A 19,503-nucleotide genomic window follows, 5' to 3' on the forward strand; every position below is an offset into this window, starting at 1 on the left:
ACTTTTTGGATATTCACACTTAATCTGTTCAATATTTGAAGATAATATTTAAAATAAAAAATCAGGCTATAAACATATTAACAATCTAGTGATTATCTTATTAATTATAAATATAACCTCGCGTTACTTTATTTTAAAAACCACAAGTATCAATAAGATAAAAGATTATTGCTGTTTTTAATTTCTCCCTAAAATTAATATAGGAAAACATTTTCATTATTAAAAATAAAAACAAGGAACGTGAGTAAACTTAAATTTTATTAATATTTAACCCCAAAACAAAAACTGCAATAAATATCCTATTCCTGCATTTATTGTACATTTTATTAACATATCTATTGTGATTTAACTTAAAAAAGTAAAGTGTAATGTCGGCTTTTCAGATTTAAAAAATATATGTACTTGCCATTAAAAAAATATCAGTCGAATAACGATTAGAGAGTGATTTATGACAATACAAACATCTGAAATTACATCTGTCTCCTCAAAACGCACGACCTTTAAAGTCATGCTGGTTTGCTGGCTAAGCATTTTATTTGAAGGTTATGACGTGGGGGTGATGGGTGCAGTTTTACCCACACTCTCTGAATATAAAGAGTGGAATTTAACCCCTATTGAATTAGGCGCCTTGAGCAGTTATACCCTCGTGGGCATGTTCTTTGGTGCTTTTATTATCGGAACGTTAAGCGAGTTATATGGCCGACGACGCATGCTATTAATCTGCGTTACGCTATTTTCGTCCACCATGTTAGCCACCGCTTTAGCGCCAACACCTTGGTTTTTTGGATTAATGCGTTTTATCGGCGGAATTGGACTTGGGGGCGTGATCCCCGTAGCCGCGGCTCTCACTATTGAATATTCACCAACTGAAAAACGGTCGTTTAACTATGCCATTATGTACTCAGGCTACTCTCTGGGTATCTTATGTGCTGCGTTAGTGGCGATTGCGATTCTTAGCCAATTTGGTTGGCGTGGCGTCATGATGATCGGGTCATTGCCTTTGTTATTAATCTGGCCAATGTCCCGCCTATTGCCTGAGTCTATTGAATACCTTAATAACCGAGGGCAACACGAAAAAGCGAGAAAACTGGCGGAGAAACTTGAAGTTACCTATAACGAACCCGTGAAGCAAGAAAAACAGGCTTCCCGTAGCTTAAAAGAAGTTGTCGCGATTATCTTTTCCAAAGATTACCTGCGAGCAACCTGCTGTTTTTGGGTCGCTCTGTTCTGTGGTGGCTTCATCGTTTACGGCTTAAATACGTGGCTGCCATCCATTATGCGTAAAGAAGGTTATGATCTCGGCTCCAGCTTAACTTTCTTAGTGGTGTTCAGTTTATCTTCTGCTCTAGGTGGGTTATTCCTCGGAAAAGTCGCCGATAAATGTGGCGCTCGCGGCACAGTTGCATTCTTCTTTATGCTCGGTGCAATGGGTATTGGATTGATGGTCTTCAAGCAAAATATCTATATGAATTATTTACTTGTGGGCCTCGCGGGGATTGGTTGTATTTCTGCGCCATTAATTTTGACGGGCTATGTCGCCCATTTCTATCCATCCAGTGTGCGGGCTTCCGCAACTGGTTGGACAATGAGTATTTCCCGTGTAGGTGCCATGTCTGGTCCCATGTTCGGGGCTTATATTGCCAGCCTTGGGGTCGCCAGTAGTTGGAACTTTGCCGCGTTCTCTGCGGTAACGGTAATAGGCGGTATTGCCGTAATGCTACTGCCAAGTAAACGCTTATAAACCCAAAAACAAAATCCCCTCGGTAATTTCGAGGGGATTTTTATTAATGCCAATTACCAGAAACGAGCAATTTGTTCACGCAGAGCTTCTGCGGTGGCTTTTCCTTTTTCCCCGACCAATGCACGCCCAGCAATAAAAGCTTTGGCTTTGATACCTTCAAAAAGATGAATATCTTCCGGCACAATCCCGCCCGTTATCGACAGTTCGAGACCTAAATCAGAAAGTTGGCGCATTTTGGTGAGATCTTCAGGTCCCCAGCCCACGCCAGCGAGCTCAGCATCACGAGAACGGTGGTAAATCGCCTGTTTGATCCCTAAATTTACCCAGCGCTGAGCATCGTCTAATGTCCAGTTACCATACAGTTCAATTTGGATTTCACGACCAAATTCATCCGCCACTTTTTTACATGCCGTGATAGTGGCAATATGCGCCGCTGCCGAAACCGTGATCCAATCCGCGCCGGCTTCGAACGCCATTTTCGATAAAATCGCACCGCCATCCGTGGTTTTCATATCGCAAACAATAATGTGTGATGGATGATTTTTACGTAGTGTTGAAACTGCATTCATGCCTTCCGCAAAAGCCAAAATAGTACCAATTTCAATCACATCAACAAAAGACTCCACATTATCAGCAACCGCCAGCGCATCTTTCAGATTGGTTTGGTCTAATGCAATTTGAATTAAAGGTTTAGTCATTTGATTATCCTAGTGTTTTAGATTAAATCGGGTATATGGTGAATAACGGCTTAAGCCAATGCGGCATCAATCACCTGATAGACCTCGTCTGCGCTGGTGCAGCGGCGAATTTTATCGAGATCAATCCCCGTTTCGCTCTCTTCATCATCCAGTACTTGAGTCACTTCCATTAAGCCTTCCATATGTTCATCAGAAGAACTTCCCGCGAGCGTAATAAGGACATCCACAGGCTCACTTTCCCCATCAAATACAATCGGTTCTTTTAATGTCACCAAGGCAAATGCAGTTTTTAAAACGCCATTTTCTGGGCGCGCATGAGGCAAAGCTAAATTAGGTGCAATACAGATATAAGGACCTAACTCTTTGACGCTGCTAATAATGGCTTCATGGTAATCCGGCAAAATCGCCCCAGATGCGATGAGCATATCGGTGCCAATCTTAATCGCGTCCTGCCAATTATCCGCTGAGGCATGTAATTTAATGGAGTTGTTATCTATTAGAGATTGTTTGAAACCCATGACATTGCTCTCCTATCGTCATGGAAATTCATCACTGAATCCCCATGACAAATTTAGTTATTGGATTTATTTCGACTCACTAAAGTTATTATGAATAATTGCCAGTAATTCATCGCCGAATGAGTTCGGATTCAACATATTCTGCACACCCAGTACAAATTTACCTTCCCCTGCATCCATTTCAGAAGAGAGATGTTTGGAAGAGACAATAATGTCTGTATTCGCCAGTTTTGATTTGTAATCAGAGACCGCGCAGGAATCCATCACATGAGGAATACCTTTACCTTCAAGGTACTTAGCAATTTTCATTTTCATCATCATCGATGAACCTTGCCCATTACCACACACAGCAAGAATACTGACGGGTCTAGCACCTGTTGAAATAGGCAGTTCTGTTGGTTCAATCGGCGCATTTTCAACATTCAGCTCTACTTGTGGCTCAGCTTCCGCAGCGGCTTGCGCATCTTCTTCCGCACGCAATCTTTTCGACGCAAAGTACATGTAAACAAACGACAGCCCAATCAAAACAAAGAAGAAATATTTGGAGAAGGAAAGCCCCTGCATCACTGGTGGGAAAACTAACGCCCAGTCAGCCATCCCCATCCAGCCACTAAAATCCGTTCCTTGCTGACTAAATAATGAAATCGCCCATGCAGACCCAACCACTTCAATGATCCCCATCACGAAACAGATTTTCATGACGGCTTTCCAGCCACCGAAATGGTTGGCAAATACCCCAATTGTCGCGTTGGAGAAGAACATCGGGATAAAGCCAGGAATAATCATGATCGGGGAGCTTAATCCCAACATAATCAACACCGCAGTAAACTGCCCCAACGCTCCCCACATAAAGCCGAATACCATGGCATTAGGAGAGAAGGCGTAAATTGCCGCACAGTCAATGGCGAGTACCGCGTTAGGAATAACGCGCTCAGAAATCCCCTTAAACGCTTCAGAAAGCTCGGCAACAAACATCCGCACGCCGGTAACAATAATCTGGATGGCGACGGCGAATTTCAAACCGGTTTCGAGAATATAGATAGTCCAATGGGTTTTCCCTGCCATTTCTTGCAAGTTAGTTAGCCCAAAGGAAAGAAGAATGATGCCGAAGAAAACAGTCATCACAATCGCGGTGGCCGCGATGCTATCATGGAAAATATGCAACCATTTCGGTAGTTTAAGATTATCAACGCTATCGTTTTTATCACCGAGTTTATGGGCAATTTTAGTGGCGACCCATGATGCGACTTGCTGCTGGTGACCGATTGAAAACCCTGCCCCACCCGTGACTGATTCCGTTGGCTTGAACATAATATTGGATGAAATTCCCCAATACAGCGCCATGAGAACGGCTGAGTAAATAATGGTTTCCCACATGCTGGTGCCCAGCACAAAATAGAATACCGCGATCAACCCTGCTTGCTGGAACATGATATGTCCCGTCAGCATAATGGTTCGGATCCCCGTGATACGGCGGAAAAGCACCAAAAGAATATTAATCGCCAGTGCAATTAGAACCGTATATCCAACCCATGAATAGTTATCCCCCATGGTTTCCATGGTGGCCATCATTGAGGTATAAGGGTCGATAACTGAACCGGTAAGATGATGATATTCTGACATTTTTGCAATGACAGGTTTGAAGCTGGAGACTAATGTGTCGGCTCCAACTTGCACTAACATAAAGCCGACAATCGTTTTTATGGTTCCCTTCAGGATGGTTGTGCCATCTCTCTTTAGAAGCCAGTAGCCAATCAATGTCACTAATCCCAGTAATAACGGGGCTTTGGTCATCACTTGGCTGTAAAAAATATAGAATGAGTCATACAGAAAATCCATATTTTTACCCCTAAATCAAATTTAGTGTGAATTATTATCTTATTTAAAATTACATTACCCTGATCACAGACAAGCATTCTCACGCTATAATCAAACAGTTCATCAATTCAATCACTCAAATACATTTTGTAATCATAAGTAATCACCATTTGCTCATTAATGATTATTTGAAGTGACACTTTTTGACCAGTAAAAAACCCTACATTTGTTGAGCTGATCACAACAAATATAGTAAAAATCAATATTTACATATAGTTAAAGAATTAAATTGGCATGGGTAATTTTTGAATTTAGTGAGTTGACAATTTTCATTATAATCATATAGAATCAAATTCAATCATTTTGAGTCAAAAGTTATCATGGAATCGTGATTATAATAATCATCACTAAAGACGAAAAATGATTATACAGAAATAAGGCGCTACACATGAATGAGACACAAAGACATCATGAAATATTGTCTTTATTGAAAGAAAATCAAATCATTAACGTATCTTTTATCACAAAACATTTTGATATCTCACCGGCAACTGCTCGCCGAGATATCGCCAAGCTGGATGAGCAAGGCAAACTCAAAAAAATACGTAATGGTGCAGAGCGCATTGAAGAAAAAAGACTCAGATGGTCACCGCTGAATATCAACAGCACCGACCATTATGAAGAAAAGTCACAAATCGCCATGAAAGCGGCAGAACTTTGCCAACCGGGAGATAGCGCTGTTATCAACTGTGGATCCACCGCATTTTTGCTAGGACAGCAACTGTGTGGAAAAGGGGTTCAGATAGTAACGAACTATTTCCCTCTCGCCAGCTACTTGATTGAAGAAGAGCATGAAGATGTGGTTCTGATTGGCGGGCAATATAACCGAACACAAGGTATTTTCCTCAATCCTGCATTAAGCACATTGATGGGATATGCCGGTAACTGGATGTTCACTTCAGGGAAAGGTTTAACCGAAACAGGGCTGTACAAAACAGATATGCTGACTGCGGTCGCGGAGCAACAGATGCTCGATCGTATTGATAAATTGGTTGTCGTTGTGGATAGCTCAAAAGTCGGAAGCCGAACGGGCATGTTATTTTGCCCTACCGAAAAAATTGACTATCTCATCACTGGTAAGAACGCCGACCCGAAAATTATCAAAGCCATCGAAGCCCAAGGCACGCAAGTCATCCTTGTATAATTAGATTAACTATCTAATTCAACGAATTAACAAATTTATTCTGTATTTCGCCTTATTTTCATTAATAAGGCGCTAATCCCTTACATTTGAAATTCTGGATAGGAAAGGTGTTGCTATGAGTAAAGTAAATGAAATTACCCGTGAATCTTGGATTTTAAGCACATTCCCAGAGTGGGGAACATGGCTCAATGAAGAGATCGAAAAAACCGTCGTAGAACCCAACACATTTTCTATGTGGTGGCTGGGCTGTACAGGTATTTGGTTGAAAAGCGAAGGTAACACTAACATTTCCATCGATTTTTGGTGTGGCACAGGTAAAAAGACCCAGAAAAACCCACTGATGAATCAGCAGCATCAAATGATGCGTATGGGCGGTGTTGAAGCCCTGCAACCCAACTTACGTACCGCGATTTTTCCGCTCGACCCATTTGCAATTAAAGATGTCGATGCCATTTTGGCATCCCATGACCACGCTGATCATATTGATGTCAACGTTGCGGCGGCAGTGCTACAAAACTGCGGAGACCACGTTAAATTTATTGGTCCACAAGCCTGCGTCAACCTATGGACAGGTTGGGGTGTACCGGAAGATAGTTGCATTGTAGCCAAAGTGGGGGATGTGATTGAAGTCGGCGATATGAAAATTCGCGTTTTAGATTCATTCGACCGTACAGCGCTAGTGACCTTACCAAAAGGCGTTTCTTCCTATGACAAAGCCATTTTAGACGGTATGGATGAACGCGCGGTGAACTATTTGATTGAAACCACTGGCGGCTCTTTGTATCACTCTGGAGATTCTCACTATTCCAACTACTATGCGGCACACGGTAATCGCTACAATATCGATGTTGCCCTGCTTTCTTACGGCGAAAACCCGCGCGGTGTCACCGACAAAATGACCTCTTCCGATATTTTGCGTGCCGCAGAATCATTAGATTGCACGACAGTTATTCCATTCCACCACGACATTTGGGCTAACTTCCAAAATGACCCTCGTGAAATTGAAGTGTTATGGAATATGAAAAAAGAACGTCTGCAATATAAATTTGCCCCATTCTTCTGGCAAGTTGGCGGGAAATATACCTACCCAACTGATAAAGGACGCATGCATTATCAGCATTTCAGAGGCTTCCAAGATATCTTTAAAAACGAACCTGAATTGCCGTATAAAGCCTTCTTGTAAGATTGTTATCGATTAAAAAAACAAAATCCGGTCAGGCATACTCCTGACCGGATTTTTATTATCTTTATAAAATCGCTAACTTTATGTTAATCACCCAAATCGTGATTAAGGGATCACGCCCAGCAATTTAAACCAGAAATAATCCAGCGGCACCAAGACGAAAAAGGTCAAAATAAACAAAATCAGACACAGCCTTACGCCATCCATTAACGGCACTTTGCCCATTCCCATCGCGACAACAATCGGAGACGCTTGATAAGGCAATAAGGGTGTTGAGTAACCGATGACTTGTACCATGAGAACCGCAATTAGTGGTAAGCCCGTGGCATTAGAGAGAGATTCTGCTAACGGGGTATACAGTGCTGGAACGCCGTTTGCCGTCACCACAAAGTTTAAGCCGCTAGTCAGTCCTACTAAGCTACCAAAATCCATAAATGGGCTATTTGGATCCAGTGGCAGCATCTTTTGTAAGTAAGTACCAACCACCATTCCAACGTTGGAATAACTCACCAATGTTGCTAGGCTCAAAATCCCTGCCACATAGATACAAGTGCGGATATTCACCGCTTTAACAAACTCGTCATTGGTGACAAAACCGACTTTAGGCAGCAAGCAGAAACATGCCGCGACTAATCCCACCCATGCCGGTGAAATACCGTGAGTGGTATCCGTGATCCAGAAAAGCAATGTGACCGCCAACACAACACCGAGTTTTTTCTCATCGCGGCTCATCGGCGGTAAGTTTTTTTGCTCAACCACCTGCTGCAATTTGGCAGGAAACAGAAAATAGATACACAGCACCACCATTGCGCCTTTAATCAGCCCTAAGATTGGCATGTGCAAGAATAGGTAATTCAAATAGGAAAGTTTAAGGTGGTAGGTGGTTTCTATCGCCCCCGCCATGACGAGGTTGGGTACGTTCGCTGGCAGTACAGTTGCAGAAAGTTGGAAGGTACCAAAACCCACCGCCAGCGCTAACCCGATACGCCCTCGGCTGCCACTTTCTAGCCCGACTTTATCTGCTATTGCCATCACAATCGGCATCAGTAATGCAATTCGCCCCATATTCGACGGCATAATAAATGCCAATCCATAGGCGAGGATCACCACACCAATGATCAATGAGAGCCAGGATTTGGTAAAACGTCCTGAGATATGCTGCGCAATCCGTTCCGCCAGCCCCACCTTATTGATGGCAAACCCGAGAATAAAGCCGCTTAAAACTAGCCAAAATGCTTCCGAGGTGAACCCCGAGAAAATCACATTGGTTGGCGCTAGATGTAAGCATGCCGCTGCTGCTAAAAACAGTAATGCTACTAAATATTCCGGTAGTTTTCCTGTCGCCCAAAACCCTATTGTGATTGCGATGACAACCGCACTTAACCATTCTATCTCTGCCATCCACGTCGCCTTCTGCTGATTTTTATTGTTGTTTATTATTGCTCAATACTGCATCAAGAAAATTAAGTATACGTGAAATTGATAGCGAATAGATGCATGCAAAAGCAACTAATTAGCATCGGATTGTTATAGTTCAGCAGGGAAATTTTAATGGAGTGTAAGAATAGAGAAGCAATAAAAAGCCGGTGTTCTTTTACAGAACACCGGCTGGATTTTTAAATCAGAGCGAGATTACTCAACAGTCACTGATTTTGCCAAGTTACGCGGCTGATCCACGTCAGTCCCTTTGATTAACGCAACATGGTAAGAGAGCAGTTGCAGAGGAACAGTGTAGAAAATTGGTGCGATTAACTCTTCCACATGCGGCAGGGGAACAATTTTCATGTTTTCACTTGCCACAAAGCCAGCATCTTGGTCAGCGAACACATACAGCAAGCCGCCACGTGCGCGAACTTCTTCAATGTTAGATTTCAGTTTTTCTAACAGTTCGTTGTTCGGAGCAACGATGATAACTGGCATATCAGCATCAATTAACGCTAATGGGCCATGTTTTAATTCGCCAGCTGCATACGCTTCAGCATGGATATACGAAATCTCTTTCAGTTTCAGTGCGCCTTCAACGGCGATAGGGAACTGATCGCCACGACCTAAGAACAGTGCGTGGTTTTTGTCTGAGAAATCTTCAGCTAACGCTTCAATCACTTTGTCTTGAGACAGCATGCTTTCAATACGCGCAGGCAGTGCGTGAAGCGCATGAGCAATACGCTCTTCCAGTTCTGGGTTTGCCCCTTTCAGGCGTCCCATATATGCCACCAGCATCAACAATACCGTTAACTGGGTTGTGAATGCTTTGGTGGAAGCAACGCCAATTTCCGCACCCGCTTTGGTCATCAGCGAAAACTCAGATTCGCGGACTAATGAAGATGCGCCAACGTTACAAATCGCCAGGGACGTTAAGTAACCCAGTTCTTTAGACAAGCGTAGAGCGGCTAAAGTATCTGCCGTTTCCCCTGATTGGGAAATGGTGATCATCAAGCTACCTTTACGGTGTGCTGGTTTACGGTAGCGGTATTCAGACGCAATTTCCACGTCACAAGGAATACCCGCCAATGATTCAAACCAGTAACGCGCAACCATACCAGCGTTGTACGAGGTTCCGCAGGCAACGATTTGGATATGGTCAACTTTGGACAGAATTTCGCTGGCTTTTGGACCTAACTCGCTAAGGTCGATACCATTATCTTGGTTAAAACGCCCTTCGAGGGTGTTTTTAATCGCCATTGGCTGTTCATAGATCTCTTTTTGCATGTAATGGCGGTATGCGCCTTTATCACCTGCATCGTATTGAACATTCGATTCGATTTGCTCACGTTCAACTGGTGCGCCTTGCTTATCAAAAATACGCACAGTGCGACGAGTAACTTCCGCAATATCCCCTTCTTCTAAGTAGATAAAACGGCGAGTCACAGGCAATAATGCCAGTTGGTCAGAAGCTAAGAAGTTTTCGCCAACACCCAGACCGATAACCAACGGGCTACCTGAACGTGCTGCGACTAATAATTCTGGGTTGCGGCTATCCATAATTACGGTGCCATAAGCGCCACGTAATTGTGGGATCACGCGCTGAACCACTTCCAGCAATGTGCCACCTTGCTGCTGTTCATGATGAACAAGGTGTGCAATCACTTCAGTGTCAGTGTCTGAACTAAAGATATAGCCAAGTTTTTTCAGCTCTTCTTTCAGTTCTAAATAGTTCTCAATAATTCCGTTATGAACAACGGCAATGTAACCCGAGGTATGAGGGTGAGCGTTACGCTCGCTTGGAATACCATGAGTCGCCCAGCGGGTATGCGCGATACCAGTTCCACCAGAAACCGGGTTCTTTTCGGCTTCTTCCGCCAGCATTTGCACTTTACCGACTTCACGTAAGCGTTGCAGATGACCTTCATGATCAACCACCGCCATACCCGCTGAGTCATAGCCACGGTATTCTAAACGGCGAAGACCTTCTAACAGAATTTCCGCGATATCACGTTGTGCGACAGCACCAACAATTCCACACATATTAAGTTATTCCTAAATAAAGGGGTTATTCCCCCTCTTATTGTCGCAACCTGATTATTGTTCAGCTTTCGCTGTTCCCCAGCCTTGTAGAAACGGGGAATTTTATTGTTTTGTTTGTTTGCTACTTTGTAGCGATTTTTATATTAAAAAATACTGACCGACATTGCTTAGACTGCTAATTCTTAGATAACTAATTCGTTCATAGCTAATCAGAGGAGAGACTTGAATATCTCTCCTCTATATTTACTTATTTTTTCTTTACTGGGCGCTGCCAGTTTTTAATGTGTGTCTGTTTCACTCTGCTCACCACCAGCTCACCTTCGTTAATATCACGAGTGACCGTGGTACCAGCACCAATGGTTGCGCCATTAGCCACACACACTGGAGCAACTAACTGAGTGTCAGAGCCAACAAACACATCATCACCAATAACCGTTTTAAATTTATTCACACCATCATAATTACAGGTGATCGTGCCTGCGCCAATATTCACATTACTACCAATCTGAGCATCACCCAGATAGCTTAAGTGACCCGCCTTAGAGCCTAAGCCCAGCGTGGCATTTTTCATTTCAACAAAGTTACCCACATGGGATTTCGCTGCTAATTTAGCACCAGGGCGTAAACGAGCGAAAGGTCCAACAGTACATTCCGTGGATAATTCAGAATTTTCAATGACTGAGTATGGGCTGATAACTGAGTTATCGCCAACTACACAGTTTTTCAGTACGCAGCCAGTTTGGATCTGAACATTATTCCCCAGCGTTACGTTACCTTCGATGATCACGTTGGTGTCGATCACCACATCGCGACCGTGAGTTAAGGTTCCGCGAATATCAAAACGTGCAGGATCAATCAACATCACACCCGCTAACAGTAATTTTTCAGCTTGTTCTTTTTGGTAGATGCGCTCTAACGCCGCTAATTGCAGACGGTTATTAACCCCTTCCATTTCACTGAGATGGCTTGGGTGAACGGTCGCAATTTTGTTACCTTCTTTATGAGCAAGAGCAATGATGTCGGTAATGTAGTATTCACCTTGGGCATTGTTATTGTTCAGTTGGCTCAGCCAGCGGTTAAAGTCTTTTCCGCTTGCAACCATAATACCGGTGTTGATTTCTTGGATTTTACGCTGTTCTTCACTGGCATCTTTCTGTTCGATGATACCAACGACTTCGCCGTTTTCGCGGATAATGCGACCATAACCGGCTGGGTTATCTAGGATAACAGTGAGTAAGCCAATGCCGCCTTCTGGCTTAGCTTCTACCAGTCGTTGTAATGTGTCTTTAGCGATCAAAGGTACATCGCCATAAAGCATGACAATATCTTCATCATCTTGGAAGTGGGGAGCGGCTTGCTGCATCGCGTGGCCAGTACCCAGTTGCTCTGCTTGCAGAACCCAATTGAGGTTTTGTTCGCCCAGTTTTTCTTTCAGTAAATCACCGCCATGTCCGTATACCAGATGAATATCCGACGCACCGATTGATTTCGCTGTATCAATCACATGCTGAACCATTGGTTTACCTGCGAGTAAATGCAGAACTTTAGGTAAGTCTGAATACATCCGTGTGCCTTTACCGGCAGCTAAAATCACGACACTTTTTCTTTGCACAGTCATATTTTCCTGAAACTCCAACTTTGGGGTGAAAGTAAACCTATTTCCTGTATAAATTACTACATATTTCGCACAAATAAAAAAGCCAGTTAGTCAAACTAACTGGCTTTTTCTATATTGCTATCATTACATAAGCTTTTTAGTTAACTCGATAACTCGAAGTTTCGCTATTGCTTTTGCAAGTTCTGCTGATGCCTGAGCATAATCAACATCGCCGTGTGCTTTGCGGACATGTTCTTCCGCTTTGCGTTTAGCTTCCACTGCACGAGCTTCGTCTAAATCTTTACCACGGATCGCTGTATCAGCGAGTACGATAACACCTGTTGGTTGAACTTCTAAGATACCGCCGGAGAGGTAAATTAGCTCTTCTTCACCAAACTGCTTCGTAATGCGTACCATGCCCGGTTTTATGGCAGTCAGCAGCGGGGTATGCTGCGGATAAATCCCCAACTCACCTTCACTACCTGTCACCTGAATTTTTTGTACTAAGCCTTCAAACATCTGTTTTTCCGCGCTTACTACTTTCAGGTAGTATGTCATTGCAGCTACCATATCAACCTCTCGTCAGATGGATTAAAGCTTTTTCGCTTTTTCCACAGCTTCTTCAATGGTACCAACCATGTAGAACGCTTGTTCTGGCAGGTGGTCGTAATCACCGTTCAGGATGCCGCTGAAGCCACGGATAGTGTCTTTCAGAGAAACGAACTTACCTGGTGAACCGGTAAAGACTTCTGCAACGAAGAATGGTTGAGACAGGAAGCGCTGGATCTTACGAGCACGAGCAACAACCAGTTTGTCTTCTTCAGACAGTTCATCCATACCCAGGATTGCAATGATATCTTTCAGTTCTTGGTAACGTTGCAGAATAGACTGAACGCCACGAGCAACATCATAGTGCTCTTGACCAACTACCAGTGGGTCTAATTGACGGCTGGTAGAATCCAGAGGGTCAACCGCAGGGTAGATACCCAGAGATGCGATTTGACGGCTCAGAACTACGGTTGCGTCTAAGTGAGCAAAGGTGGTTGCTGGTGATGGGTCAGTCAAGTCATCCGCTGGTACGTAAACCGCTTGAACGGAAGTGATAGAACCAGTTTGAGTTGAGGTAATACGTTCTTGCAGAACACCCATCTCTTCCGCCAGCGTTGGTTGGTAACCTACCGCTGATGGCATACGACCTAACAGTGCTGATACTTCAGTACCTGCCAGTGTATAACGATAAATGTTGTCAACGAACAGCAGTACGTCACGACCTTCGTCACGGAATTTTTCAGCCATAGTCAGACCAGTCAGCGCAACACGCAGACGGTTTCCTGGTGGCTCGTTCATCTGGCCATAAACCAGTGATACTTTATCCAGAACGTTTGAGTCGGTCATTTCATGATAGAAGTCGTTACCTTCACGGGTACGCTCACCAACACCGGCGAACACTGAGTAACCTGAGTGCTCAATCGCGATGTTACGGATCAGTTCCATCATGTTTACTGTTTTACCAACACCCGCACCACCGAACAGACCTACTTTACCACCTTTCGCGAATGGACAGATTAAGTCCATTACTTTGATACCGGTTTCCAGCAGTTCAGTTGAGTTAGCTAACTCTTCGTAGCTTGGTGCAGCACGGTGAATAGACCAGCGCTCTTCTTCGCCGATATCACCTTTCATGTCGATTGGTTCACCCAGAACGTTCATGATACGTCCCAGAGTTGCTTTACCGACTGGTACTTCGATTGGGTGCTCTAGGTTTACAACTTCTAAACCACGGCTCAGACCGTCTGATGTACCCATTGCGATACAACGGACAACACCACCACCTAACTGTTGTTGAACTTCCAACACCAGTTTTTCTTTACCGTTAATAACCTCAAGAGCATCGTACACTTTTGGTACGTTATCTTGAGGGAACTCGACGTCCACAACGGCGCCGATTACCTGGATAATCTTTCCAGTAGCCATCTTGAATCCTCTACGTAATTCGTAAACCTAGCTGTTAAACCGCGGCAGCACCAGAAACGATCTCGGTCAGTTCCTGAGTAATGCTGGCCTGACGAGCTTTGTTGTAAACCAACTGCAACTCTTTGATCAGGTTTCCACCGTTATCTGTAGCGGCTTTCATCGCTACCATTCGAGCGGCCTGCTCACTAGCTAGGTTTTCAACGACGCCCTGATAAACCTGCGACTCGATATAACGACGCAGCAGGGTATCCAGCAACGCCTTAGGATCGGGTTCATATAAATAATCCCAAGATTTCTTCTTCAGTGTTTCGTCATCGCTTGCAGGCAATGGCAGTAACTGAAGAATCGTTGGCTCTTGAGACATTGTATTGACGAACTTGTTGTTCACCACATACAGTTTATCTAAACGCCCTTCATCATAGGCTTGTAGCATAGAGTTAACTGGGCCAATCAGGTCAGAAAGGGTCGGGTTATCCCCCATTCCGGTTACTTGTGAAACGACATTGCCGCCTACAGAACCGAAGAATGCTACCGCTTTAGAACCGATTAAAGCCAAATCAACCTGAACGTTTTTCTCAGACCACGTTTTCATGTCTGCCAGCAGTTTTTTGAACAGGTTAACGTTCAAACCACCACACAGACCACGGTCTGTTGAAACAACCAAATACCCGACGCGCTTAACTTCGCGCTCTTCGAGATATGGGTGCTTATATTCCAGATTACCTAATGCAAGGTGACCAATCACACTGCGCATGGTTTCTGCATAAGGACGGCTGGCCGCCATGCGTTCCTGCGTTTTACGCATTTTGGACGCCGCGACCATTTCCATCGCTTTAGTGATCTTCTGCGTGTTTTGCACGCTTCCAATCTTGGAACGTATCTCTTTTGCGCCGGCCATTTCTGCTTCTCCTTATTAACCAGACGGCCCATAAAAATTCACGGGCCGAATAGTATTACCAGGACTGGGTGGCTTTGAATGATTCGAGCAGTTTATTCAACTTAGCTTCGATATCATCGTTATATTTGCCCGCCAGACCAATTTCGTTCATAAGGTCAGCATGCTCGCGCTGTGCAAATGAAACTAATGCAGCTTCGAATGCACCAATTTTTGCTAACTCAACATCGTCCAGATATCCACGTTCTGCAGCGAACAGAGACAGTGCCTGCTCTGCTACTGACATTGGTGCATACTGTTTCTGTTTCAGCAGTTCAGTTACTTTCTGACCATGGCTCAACTGTTTACGAGTTGCGTCATCGAGGTCGGAAGCAAACTGAGCAAACGCTGCCAGTTCACGGTATTGAGCTAGTGCTGTACGGATACCACCAGACAGTTTCTTAATGATTTTAGTCTGAGCAGCACCACCAACACGAGATACTGAAATACCTGGGTTAACAGCTGGACGAATACCAGAGTTAAACAGGTTAGATTCCAGGAAGATCTGACCATCAGTAATCGAAATTACGTTTGTTGGTACGAATGCAGAAACGTCACCCGCTTGAGTTTCAATGATTGGCAGAGCAGTCAATGAACCAGTTTTACCTTTCACTTCACCTTTAGTGAATGCTTCTACGTAATCAGCGTTAACGCGAGCAGCACGCTCAAGTAAACGGGAGTGCAGATAGAAAACATCACCTGGGTATGCTTCACGTCCTGGTGGACGACGCAGCAACAGTGAAATTTGACGGTATGCGACAGCCTGTTTAGACAGGTCATCATAAACGATCAGGGCATCTTCACCGCGGTCACGGAAATATTCACCCATCGCGCAACCAGAGTATGGTGCTAAGTATTGCAGTGCAGCTGATTCAGATGCAGTTGCAACAACAACGATAGTGTTTTCCAGAGCGCCGTGTTCTTCCAGTTTACGTACTACGTTAGAGATAGTTGATGCTTTCTGTCCGATAGCAACGTAAACACATTTGATGCCAGAATCACGCTGGTTGATGATTGCATCGATCGCCAGAGCTGTTTTACCAGTTTGACGGTCACCGATGACAAGCTCACGCTGGCCACGGCCGATTGGAATCATCGCATCGACTGATTTATAACCAGTCTGTACAGGTTGATCAACTGATTGACGGTCGATAACACCCGGAGCAATAACTTCTACAGGAGAGAAGCCATCGTGCTCAACAGGACCTTTACCATCAATTGGTTGACCCAGTGTATTCACTACACGTCCTAACAGGCCACGGCCTACTGGAACTTCAAGAATACGACCAGTACATTTAACTTTCATGCCTTCTGCTAAGTCAGCATAAGGACCCATAACAACCGCACCAACAGAGTCACGCTCTAAGTTCAGTGCAATTGCGTAACGGTTGCCAGGCAGTGCGATCATTTCACCCTGCATGACTTCGGCTAAACCGTGAATACGAATGATACCGTCGTTAACGGAAACAATCGTACCTTCATTGTGAGCTTCACTCACAACATCGAACTGAGCAATACGCTGTTTGATCAGTTCGCTGATTTCGGTGGAATTCAGTTGCATATGCTCCAGTCCCCTTAAGACTGCAAGACGTCAGTTAAACGCTCTAAGCGACCGCGGACACTACCGTCAATGACGAGGTCTCCCGCACGAATGATCACTCCAGCAATAACAGACTTGTCAATTTTGCAATTCAGCTTAACTTTGCGTGACAGACGTTTTTCCATCGCGGCAGAAATTTTAGCTGACTGCTGTTCACTCAGTTCGTTCGCAGAAAGAACATCAACTTCAACAGTTGATTCCAGCGTATCGCGCAATTGGATAAATTGAGCTAATACTTCTGGCATCGTTGTTAAACGACCGTTTTCCGCCATAACACGAATCAGATTTTGAACATGCTCGTCAATTTCATCTCCACAAACAGAGATAAACGTTTTAGCTAATGTTTCTGGTGCAATAGAACCAGAAAGCAGCTCACCAACCTGTTCATTGCGCGTCACCTCAGAGGTGAAGGCCAGCATTTCCTGCCATTTAGCAACAGCTTGGTTTTCCACAGCAAAGTCAAAAGCTGCTTTGGCGTAGGGGCGAGCTACAGTAGCGATTTCAGACATGCCCCTCCCTCCTTACAGTTCAGCGACTAGTTTATCAACGATGTCGCTGTTAGCAGCTTCATCCACGGAACGTTCGATGATCTTCTCGGCACCTGCGATAGCAAGCATCGCAACCTGTTTACGTAACTCTTCACGTGCACGTTTACGCTCAGCATCAATTTCAGCTTGCGCTTGTGCTACGATTTTTGCACGTTCTGCTTCTGCTTCCGCTTTAGCTTCATCAATCATTTGAGTGCGTTGTTTATTCGCTTGTTCAATGATGATTTGAGCTTCAGCTTTCGCTTTTTTCAGTCGGTCGGTTGCGTCGGTTTGCGCCAGTTCCAGGTTCTTTTTAGCACGTTCTGCGGAAGATAAACCGTCAGCAATTTCTTTTTGACGTTTTTCTATGGCCGCCATAATCGGTGGCCATACATACTTCATACAGAACAAAACAAACAGGACAAACGCGATAGCCTGGCCGAGGATTGTTGCATTTAGATTCACAGACAATACCTCTTATTTATTAGTTAGTTAATGTTCTTAATGTGTGCCGAACGTTAATTAGGCAACAGCGAACATTACATATAAGCCCAGACCAACAGCAATCATCGGAATAGCATCGACCAGACCCATTACGATAAAGAACTGTGTACGCAGCAGAGGAATTAAATCTGGCTGACGAGCAGCGCCTTCTAAAAATTTACCACCTAGGATGCCGATACCGATCGCAGCACCGATCGCCGCTAAACCCATCATAATAGCGGCAGCCATGTACAGCAGATCCATACTCAGGTTTTCCATGACAGTCTCCAGTTTGTTTCAGTTAATACAATTATTGATTAATAAAATTAGTGCTCTTCAGAAGCCATCGACAGATAGACAACAGTCAGAACCATAAAAATAAAGGCTTGTAGCGTAATAATCAGTATGTGGAAGATAGCCCAAGGCAGGCTTAACAACCACTGTGACCACCACGGAAGCAGAGCCGCGATAAGAATAAAGATCAATTCACCTGCATACATGTTACCAAACAGTCGCAGACCGAGTGATACAGGTTTTGACAGCAGGCTAACCCCTTCAAGAATCAAGTTTACAGGGATAAATACCGGATGGTTGAAAGGCTGCATAGTGAGCTCTTTCGTGAATCCGCCAATTCCTTTCATCTTGATGCTGTAAAAGATTATTAGGATAAACACACCAATTGCCATCGACATCGTGATACTCACATCTGCGGTTGGAACAATACGCAGAGCAGGTAAACCTAAGTAGTGCTCACCGATGTATGGGATGAAATCAATTGGAAGTAGATCCAGAAGGTTCATTAAAAATACCCAGACGAACACCGTTAATGCCAGAGGGGCAATAACTTTGCTCTTCCCGTGATACATATCACGGACTGAGTTATCAACGAAACCAATGATCAGTTCTATTGCAGTCTGTAACTTACCGGGTACGCCACTAGTCGCATTGGCAGCAACTTTTCTAAATAGCCACAGGAATAAAGCCCCGAGAACTACGGAGAAAAAAAGCGAGTCAATGTTTAACGCCCAAAACGTTGGACTAGCGTGGGGATCGACCAACTCAAAGGTACGTAGATCCAACTGAAGGTTTCTCAGATGGTGACCTATGTACTCATTTGTAGTCATCACTTCTCCTGATGCAGACATGATGCCTCTTACCCTTTTGTAGTTTAAAAATACTTACCGTTTTACAACGGCTGGTGCAACAATCTGAACAATCAGCACCGCTAAATAGGTCAAACCCAGTGGTGTTATTGACGCTTTAAACACACCAAAAGCAACAACTAAGACAGTAATAGTTGTCACAACCTTTAACCCTGCTCCTAATGCAAAGAACCAGGCAATGCGGACAGGTTCATCCTCTTCTTTTGCTTTTTCAAAGCGTGATAGCAGCATAAATACGATATTAGGTAACCAGCATGCTAACCCACCAGCAAGAGCAGAGGCCCCCCATTCTATACTATTTGCACAGAAAGCCCCACTGAGGATTACAAAAGTTATTAACTGAATAGACAGTTGCTTAGAAGCATTACTGCCATAAAGGGAAACAGACATAACTTTGTGTACTCCCAGCTCTCTCAGCCTAAGAAACGCTAAGGGTTGTAATAAAACTGCCTTTGCTTAAATGTGTCAAGAGACAAAAACGTGCAAATTATACGGGCAGGCGAAATGAATTCAATCAGTAAGTAGCGAAAAGGTGAATAAATATTTAATTTTTTCGAGATAGCGCAGAATTAAGACAGGTGGGATTAATAATTTATTA

Annotated in this window: 18 protein-coding genes; 3 read left to right on the top strand and 15 right to left on the bottom strand. The window is 44.0% G+C overall.

The window, feature by feature from the left end:
* Positions 1–448: 448 nt before the first annotated feature.
* Complete coding sequence (locus HFU86_RS00775) at positions 449–1,741, top strand: MFS transporter (protein ID WP_187128531.1); 1,293 nt, start codon at positions 449–451, stop codon at positions 1,739–1,741.
* A gap of 53 nt (positions 1,742–1,794) precedes the next feature.
* Here the strand turns inward: HFU86_RS00775 and HFU86_RS00780 are convergent, their stop codons facing one another.
* The 3 genes from HFU86_RS00780 to HFU86_RS00790 all read right to left on the bottom strand — a co-directional run bounded on the left by HFU86_RS00780 (position 1,795) and on the right by HFU86_RS00790 (position 4,796).
* A complete protein-coding gene (locus tag HFU86_RS00780; RefSeq protein ID WP_132496983.1) occupies positions 1,795–2,439 on the bottom strand; it encodes a 3-keto-L-gulonate-6-phosphate decarboxylase UlaD in 645 nt (214 codons plus the stop codon).
* A gap of 50 nt (positions 2,440–2,489) precedes the next feature.
* Positions 2,490–2,957 carry a PTS sugar transporter subunit IIA gene (locus HFU86_RS00785; protein WP_132496982.1) on the bottom strand — a complete coding sequence of 156 codons (468 nt, stop codon included), beginning with the start codon at positions 2,955–2,957 and terminating at the stop codon, positions 2,490–2,492.
* A gap of 66 nt (positions 2,958–3,023) precedes the next feature.
* Complete coding sequence (locus HFU86_RS00790) at positions 3,024–4,796, bottom strand: PTS ascorbate-specific subunit IIBC (RefSeq protein WP_187128532.1); 1,773 nt, start codon at positions 4,794–4,796, stop codon at positions 3,024–3,026.
* A 427-nt stretch (positions 4,797–5,223) separates the two neighbouring features.
* Here HFU86_RS00790 and ulaR point away from each other — a divergent pair, with 427 nt between their 5' ends.
* Together ulaR and ulaG are read left to right on the top strand one after the other, a co-directional pair.
* Entirely contained in the window at positions 5,224–5,979 is a 756-nt protein-coding gene (ulaR, locus tag HFU86_RS00795; protein ID WP_154599604.1) for an HTH-type transcriptional regulator UlaR, read from the top strand.
* A 115-nt stretch (positions 5,980–6,094) separates the two neighbouring features.
* A complete protein-coding gene (gene ulaG / locus HFU86_RS00800; protein WP_187128533.1) occupies positions 6,095–7,162 on the top strand; it encodes an L-ascorbate 6-phosphate lactonase in 1,068 nt (355 codons plus the stop codon).
* A 105-nt stretch (positions 7,163–7,267) separates the two neighbouring features.
* Here ulaG and HFU86_RS00805 read toward each other — a convergent pair whose 3' ends face one another.
* From HFU86_RS00805 to atpI, 12 genes are all read right to left on the bottom strand, one after another.
* The gene (locus HFU86_RS00805) at positions 7,268–8,563 is read right to left on the bottom strand and encodes an SLC13 family permease (protein ID WP_187128534.1); all 1,296 of its coding nucleotides are present in this window, start codon (positions 8,561–8,563) and stop codon (positions 7,268–7,270) included.
* A 231-nt stretch (positions 8,564–8,794) separates the two neighbouring features.
* Positions 8,795–10,627 (bottom strand): glutamine--fructose-6-phosphate transaminase (isomerizing), encoded by a 1,833-nt coding sequence (gene glmS / locus HFU86_RS00810; protein ID WP_036950619.1) that lies wholly within the window; start codon positions 10,625–10,627, stop codon positions 8,795–8,797.
* A gap of 247 nt (positions 10,628–10,874) precedes the next feature.
* Entirely contained in the window at positions 10,875–12,245 is a 1,371-nt protein-coding gene (glmU, locus tag HFU86_RS00815; RefSeq protein ID WP_187128535.1) for a bifunctional UDP-N-acetylglucosamine diphosphorylase/glucosamine-1-phosphate N-acetyltransferase GlmU, read from the bottom strand.
* A gap of 123 nt (positions 12,246–12,368) precedes the next feature.
* The gene (locus tag HFU86_RS00820; RefSeq protein WP_006660646.1) at positions 12,369–12,794 is read right to left on the bottom strand and encodes a F0F1 ATP synthase subunit epsilon; all 426 of its coding nucleotides are present in this window, start codon (positions 12,792–12,794) and stop codon (positions 12,369–12,371) included.
* A gap of 21 nt (positions 12,795–12,815) precedes the next feature.
* Positions 12,816–14,198 (bottom strand): F0F1 ATP synthase subunit beta, encoded by a 1,383-nt coding sequence (gene atpD / locus HFU86_RS00825; protein WP_006660647.1) that lies wholly within the window; start codon positions 14,196–14,198, stop codon positions 12,816–12,818.
* Between the two features lie 34 nt (positions 14,199–14,232).
* Positions 14,233–15,096 (bottom strand): F0F1 ATP synthase subunit gamma, encoded by an 864-nt coding sequence (atpG, locus tag HFU86_RS00830; RefSeq protein ID WP_006660648.1) that lies wholly within the window; start codon positions 15,094–15,096, stop codon positions 14,233–14,235.
* 55 nt (positions 15,097–15,151) lie between these two features.
* Complete coding sequence (gene atpA, locus HFU86_RS00835) at positions 15,152–16,693, bottom strand: F0F1 ATP synthase subunit alpha (RefSeq protein ID WP_006660649.1); 1,542 nt, start codon at positions 16,691–16,693, stop codon at positions 15,152–15,154.
* Between the two features lie 14 nt (positions 16,694–16,707).
* Positions 16,708–17,241: a F0F1 ATP synthase subunit delta gene (gene atpH / locus HFU86_RS00840; protein WP_036950613.1), complete on the bottom strand. Its 534-nt coding sequence runs from the start codon at positions 17,239–17,241 to the stop codon at positions 16,708–16,710.
* Positions 17,242–17,253: 12 nt separating this feature from the next.
* Positions 17,254–17,724, bottom strand: coding sequence for a F0F1 ATP synthase subunit B (atpF, locus tag HFU86_RS00845; protein ID WP_036950611.1), 471 nt, complete (start codon positions 17,722–17,724; stop codon positions 17,254–17,256).
* Between the two features lie 57 nt (positions 17,725–17,781).
* Positions 17,782–18,021 carry a F0F1 ATP synthase subunit C gene (gene atpE / locus HFU86_RS00850; RefSeq protein WP_004246596.1) on the bottom strand — a complete coding sequence of 80 codons (240 nt, stop codon included), beginning with the start codon at positions 18,019–18,021 and terminating at the stop codon, positions 17,782–17,784.
* 47 nt (positions 18,022–18,068) lie between these two features.
* On the bottom strand, positions 18,069–18,887 hold the full coding sequence (gene atpB, locus HFU86_RS00855; RefSeq protein WP_006660652.1) for a F0F1 ATP synthase subunit A: 819 nt from the start codon (positions 18,885–18,887) through the stop codon (positions 18,069–18,071).
* A gap of 33 nt (positions 18,888–18,920) precedes the next feature.
* Positions 18,921–19,295, bottom strand: coding sequence for a F0F1 ATP synthase subunit I (atpI, locus tag HFU86_RS00860; protein WP_036950608.1), 375 nt, complete (start codon positions 19,293–19,295; stop codon positions 18,921–18,923).
* Positions 19,296–19,503 lie beyond the last annotated feature (208 nt).

Origin of the sequence: Providencia sp. JUb39, from assembly GCF_012272845.1 — a bacterium.
Lineage (GTDB): Bacteria > Pseudomonadota > Gammaproteobacteria > Enterobacterales > Enterobacteriaceae > Providencia > Providencia lanzhouensis.

Coding starts and splice junctions, on each gene's coding strand:
- HFU86_RS00790 (WP_187128532.1), bottom strand. CDS start 4,796: ATGGATTTTCTGTATGACTCATTCTATATTTTTTACAGCCAAGTGATG.
- HFU86_RS00820 (WP_006660646.1), bottom strand. CDS start 12,794: ATGGTAGCTGCAATGACATACTACCTGAAAGTAGTAAGCGCGGAAAAA.
- atpB (WP_006660652.1), bottom strand. CDS start 18,887: ATGTCTGCATCAGGAGAAGTGATGACTACAAATGAGTACATAGGTCAC.
- HFU86_RS00775 (WP_187128531.1), top strand. CDS start 449: ATGACAATACAAACATCTGAAATTACATCTGTCTCCTCAAAACGCACG.
- ulaR (WP_154599604.1), top strand. CDS start 5,224: ATGAATGAGACACAAAGACATCATGAAATATTGTCTTTATTGAAAGAA.
- atpI (WP_036950608.1), bottom strand. CDS start 19,295: ATGTCTGTTTCCCTTTATGGCAGTAATGCTTCTAAGCAACTGTCTATT.
- atpD (WP_006660647.1), bottom strand. CDS start 14,198: ATGGCTACTGGAAAGATTATCCAGGTAATCGGCGCCGTTGTGGACGTC.
- atpA (WP_006660649.1), bottom strand. CDS start 16,693: ATGCAACTGAATTCCACCGAAATCAGCGAACTGATCAAACAGCGTATT.
- HFU86_RS00785 (WP_132496982.1), bottom strand. CDS start 2,957: ATGGGTTTCAAACAATCTCTAATAGATAACAACTCCATTAAATTACAT.
- atpG (WP_006660648.1), bottom strand. CDS start 15,096: ATGGCCGGCGCAAAAGAGATACGTTCCAAGATTGGAAGCGTGCAAAAC.
- atpH (WP_036950613.1), bottom strand. CDS start 17,241: ATGTCTGAAATCGCTACTGTAGCTCGCCCCTACGCCAAAGCAGCTTTT.
- glmU (WP_187128535.1), bottom strand. CDS start 12,245: ATGACTGTGCAAAGAAAAAGTGTCGTGATTTTAGCTGCCGGTAAAGGC.
- atpE (WP_004246596.1), bottom strand. CDS start 18,021: ATGGAAAACCTGAGTATGGATCTGCTGTACATGGCTGCCGCTATTATG.
- HFU86_RS00805 (WP_187128534.1), bottom strand. CDS start 8,563: ATGGCAGAGATAGAATGGTTAAGTGCGGTTGTCATCGCAATCACAATA.
- HFU86_RS00780 (WP_132496983.1), bottom strand. CDS start 2,439: ATGACTAAACCTTTAATTCAAATTGCATTAGACCAAACCAATCTGAAA.
- glmS (WP_036950619.1), bottom strand. CDS start 10,627: ATGTGTGGAATTGTTGGTGCTGTCGCACAACGTGATATCGCGGAAATT.
- ulaG (WP_187128533.1), top strand. CDS start 6,095: ATGAGTAAAGTAAATGAAATTACCCGTGAATCTTGGATTTTAAGCACA.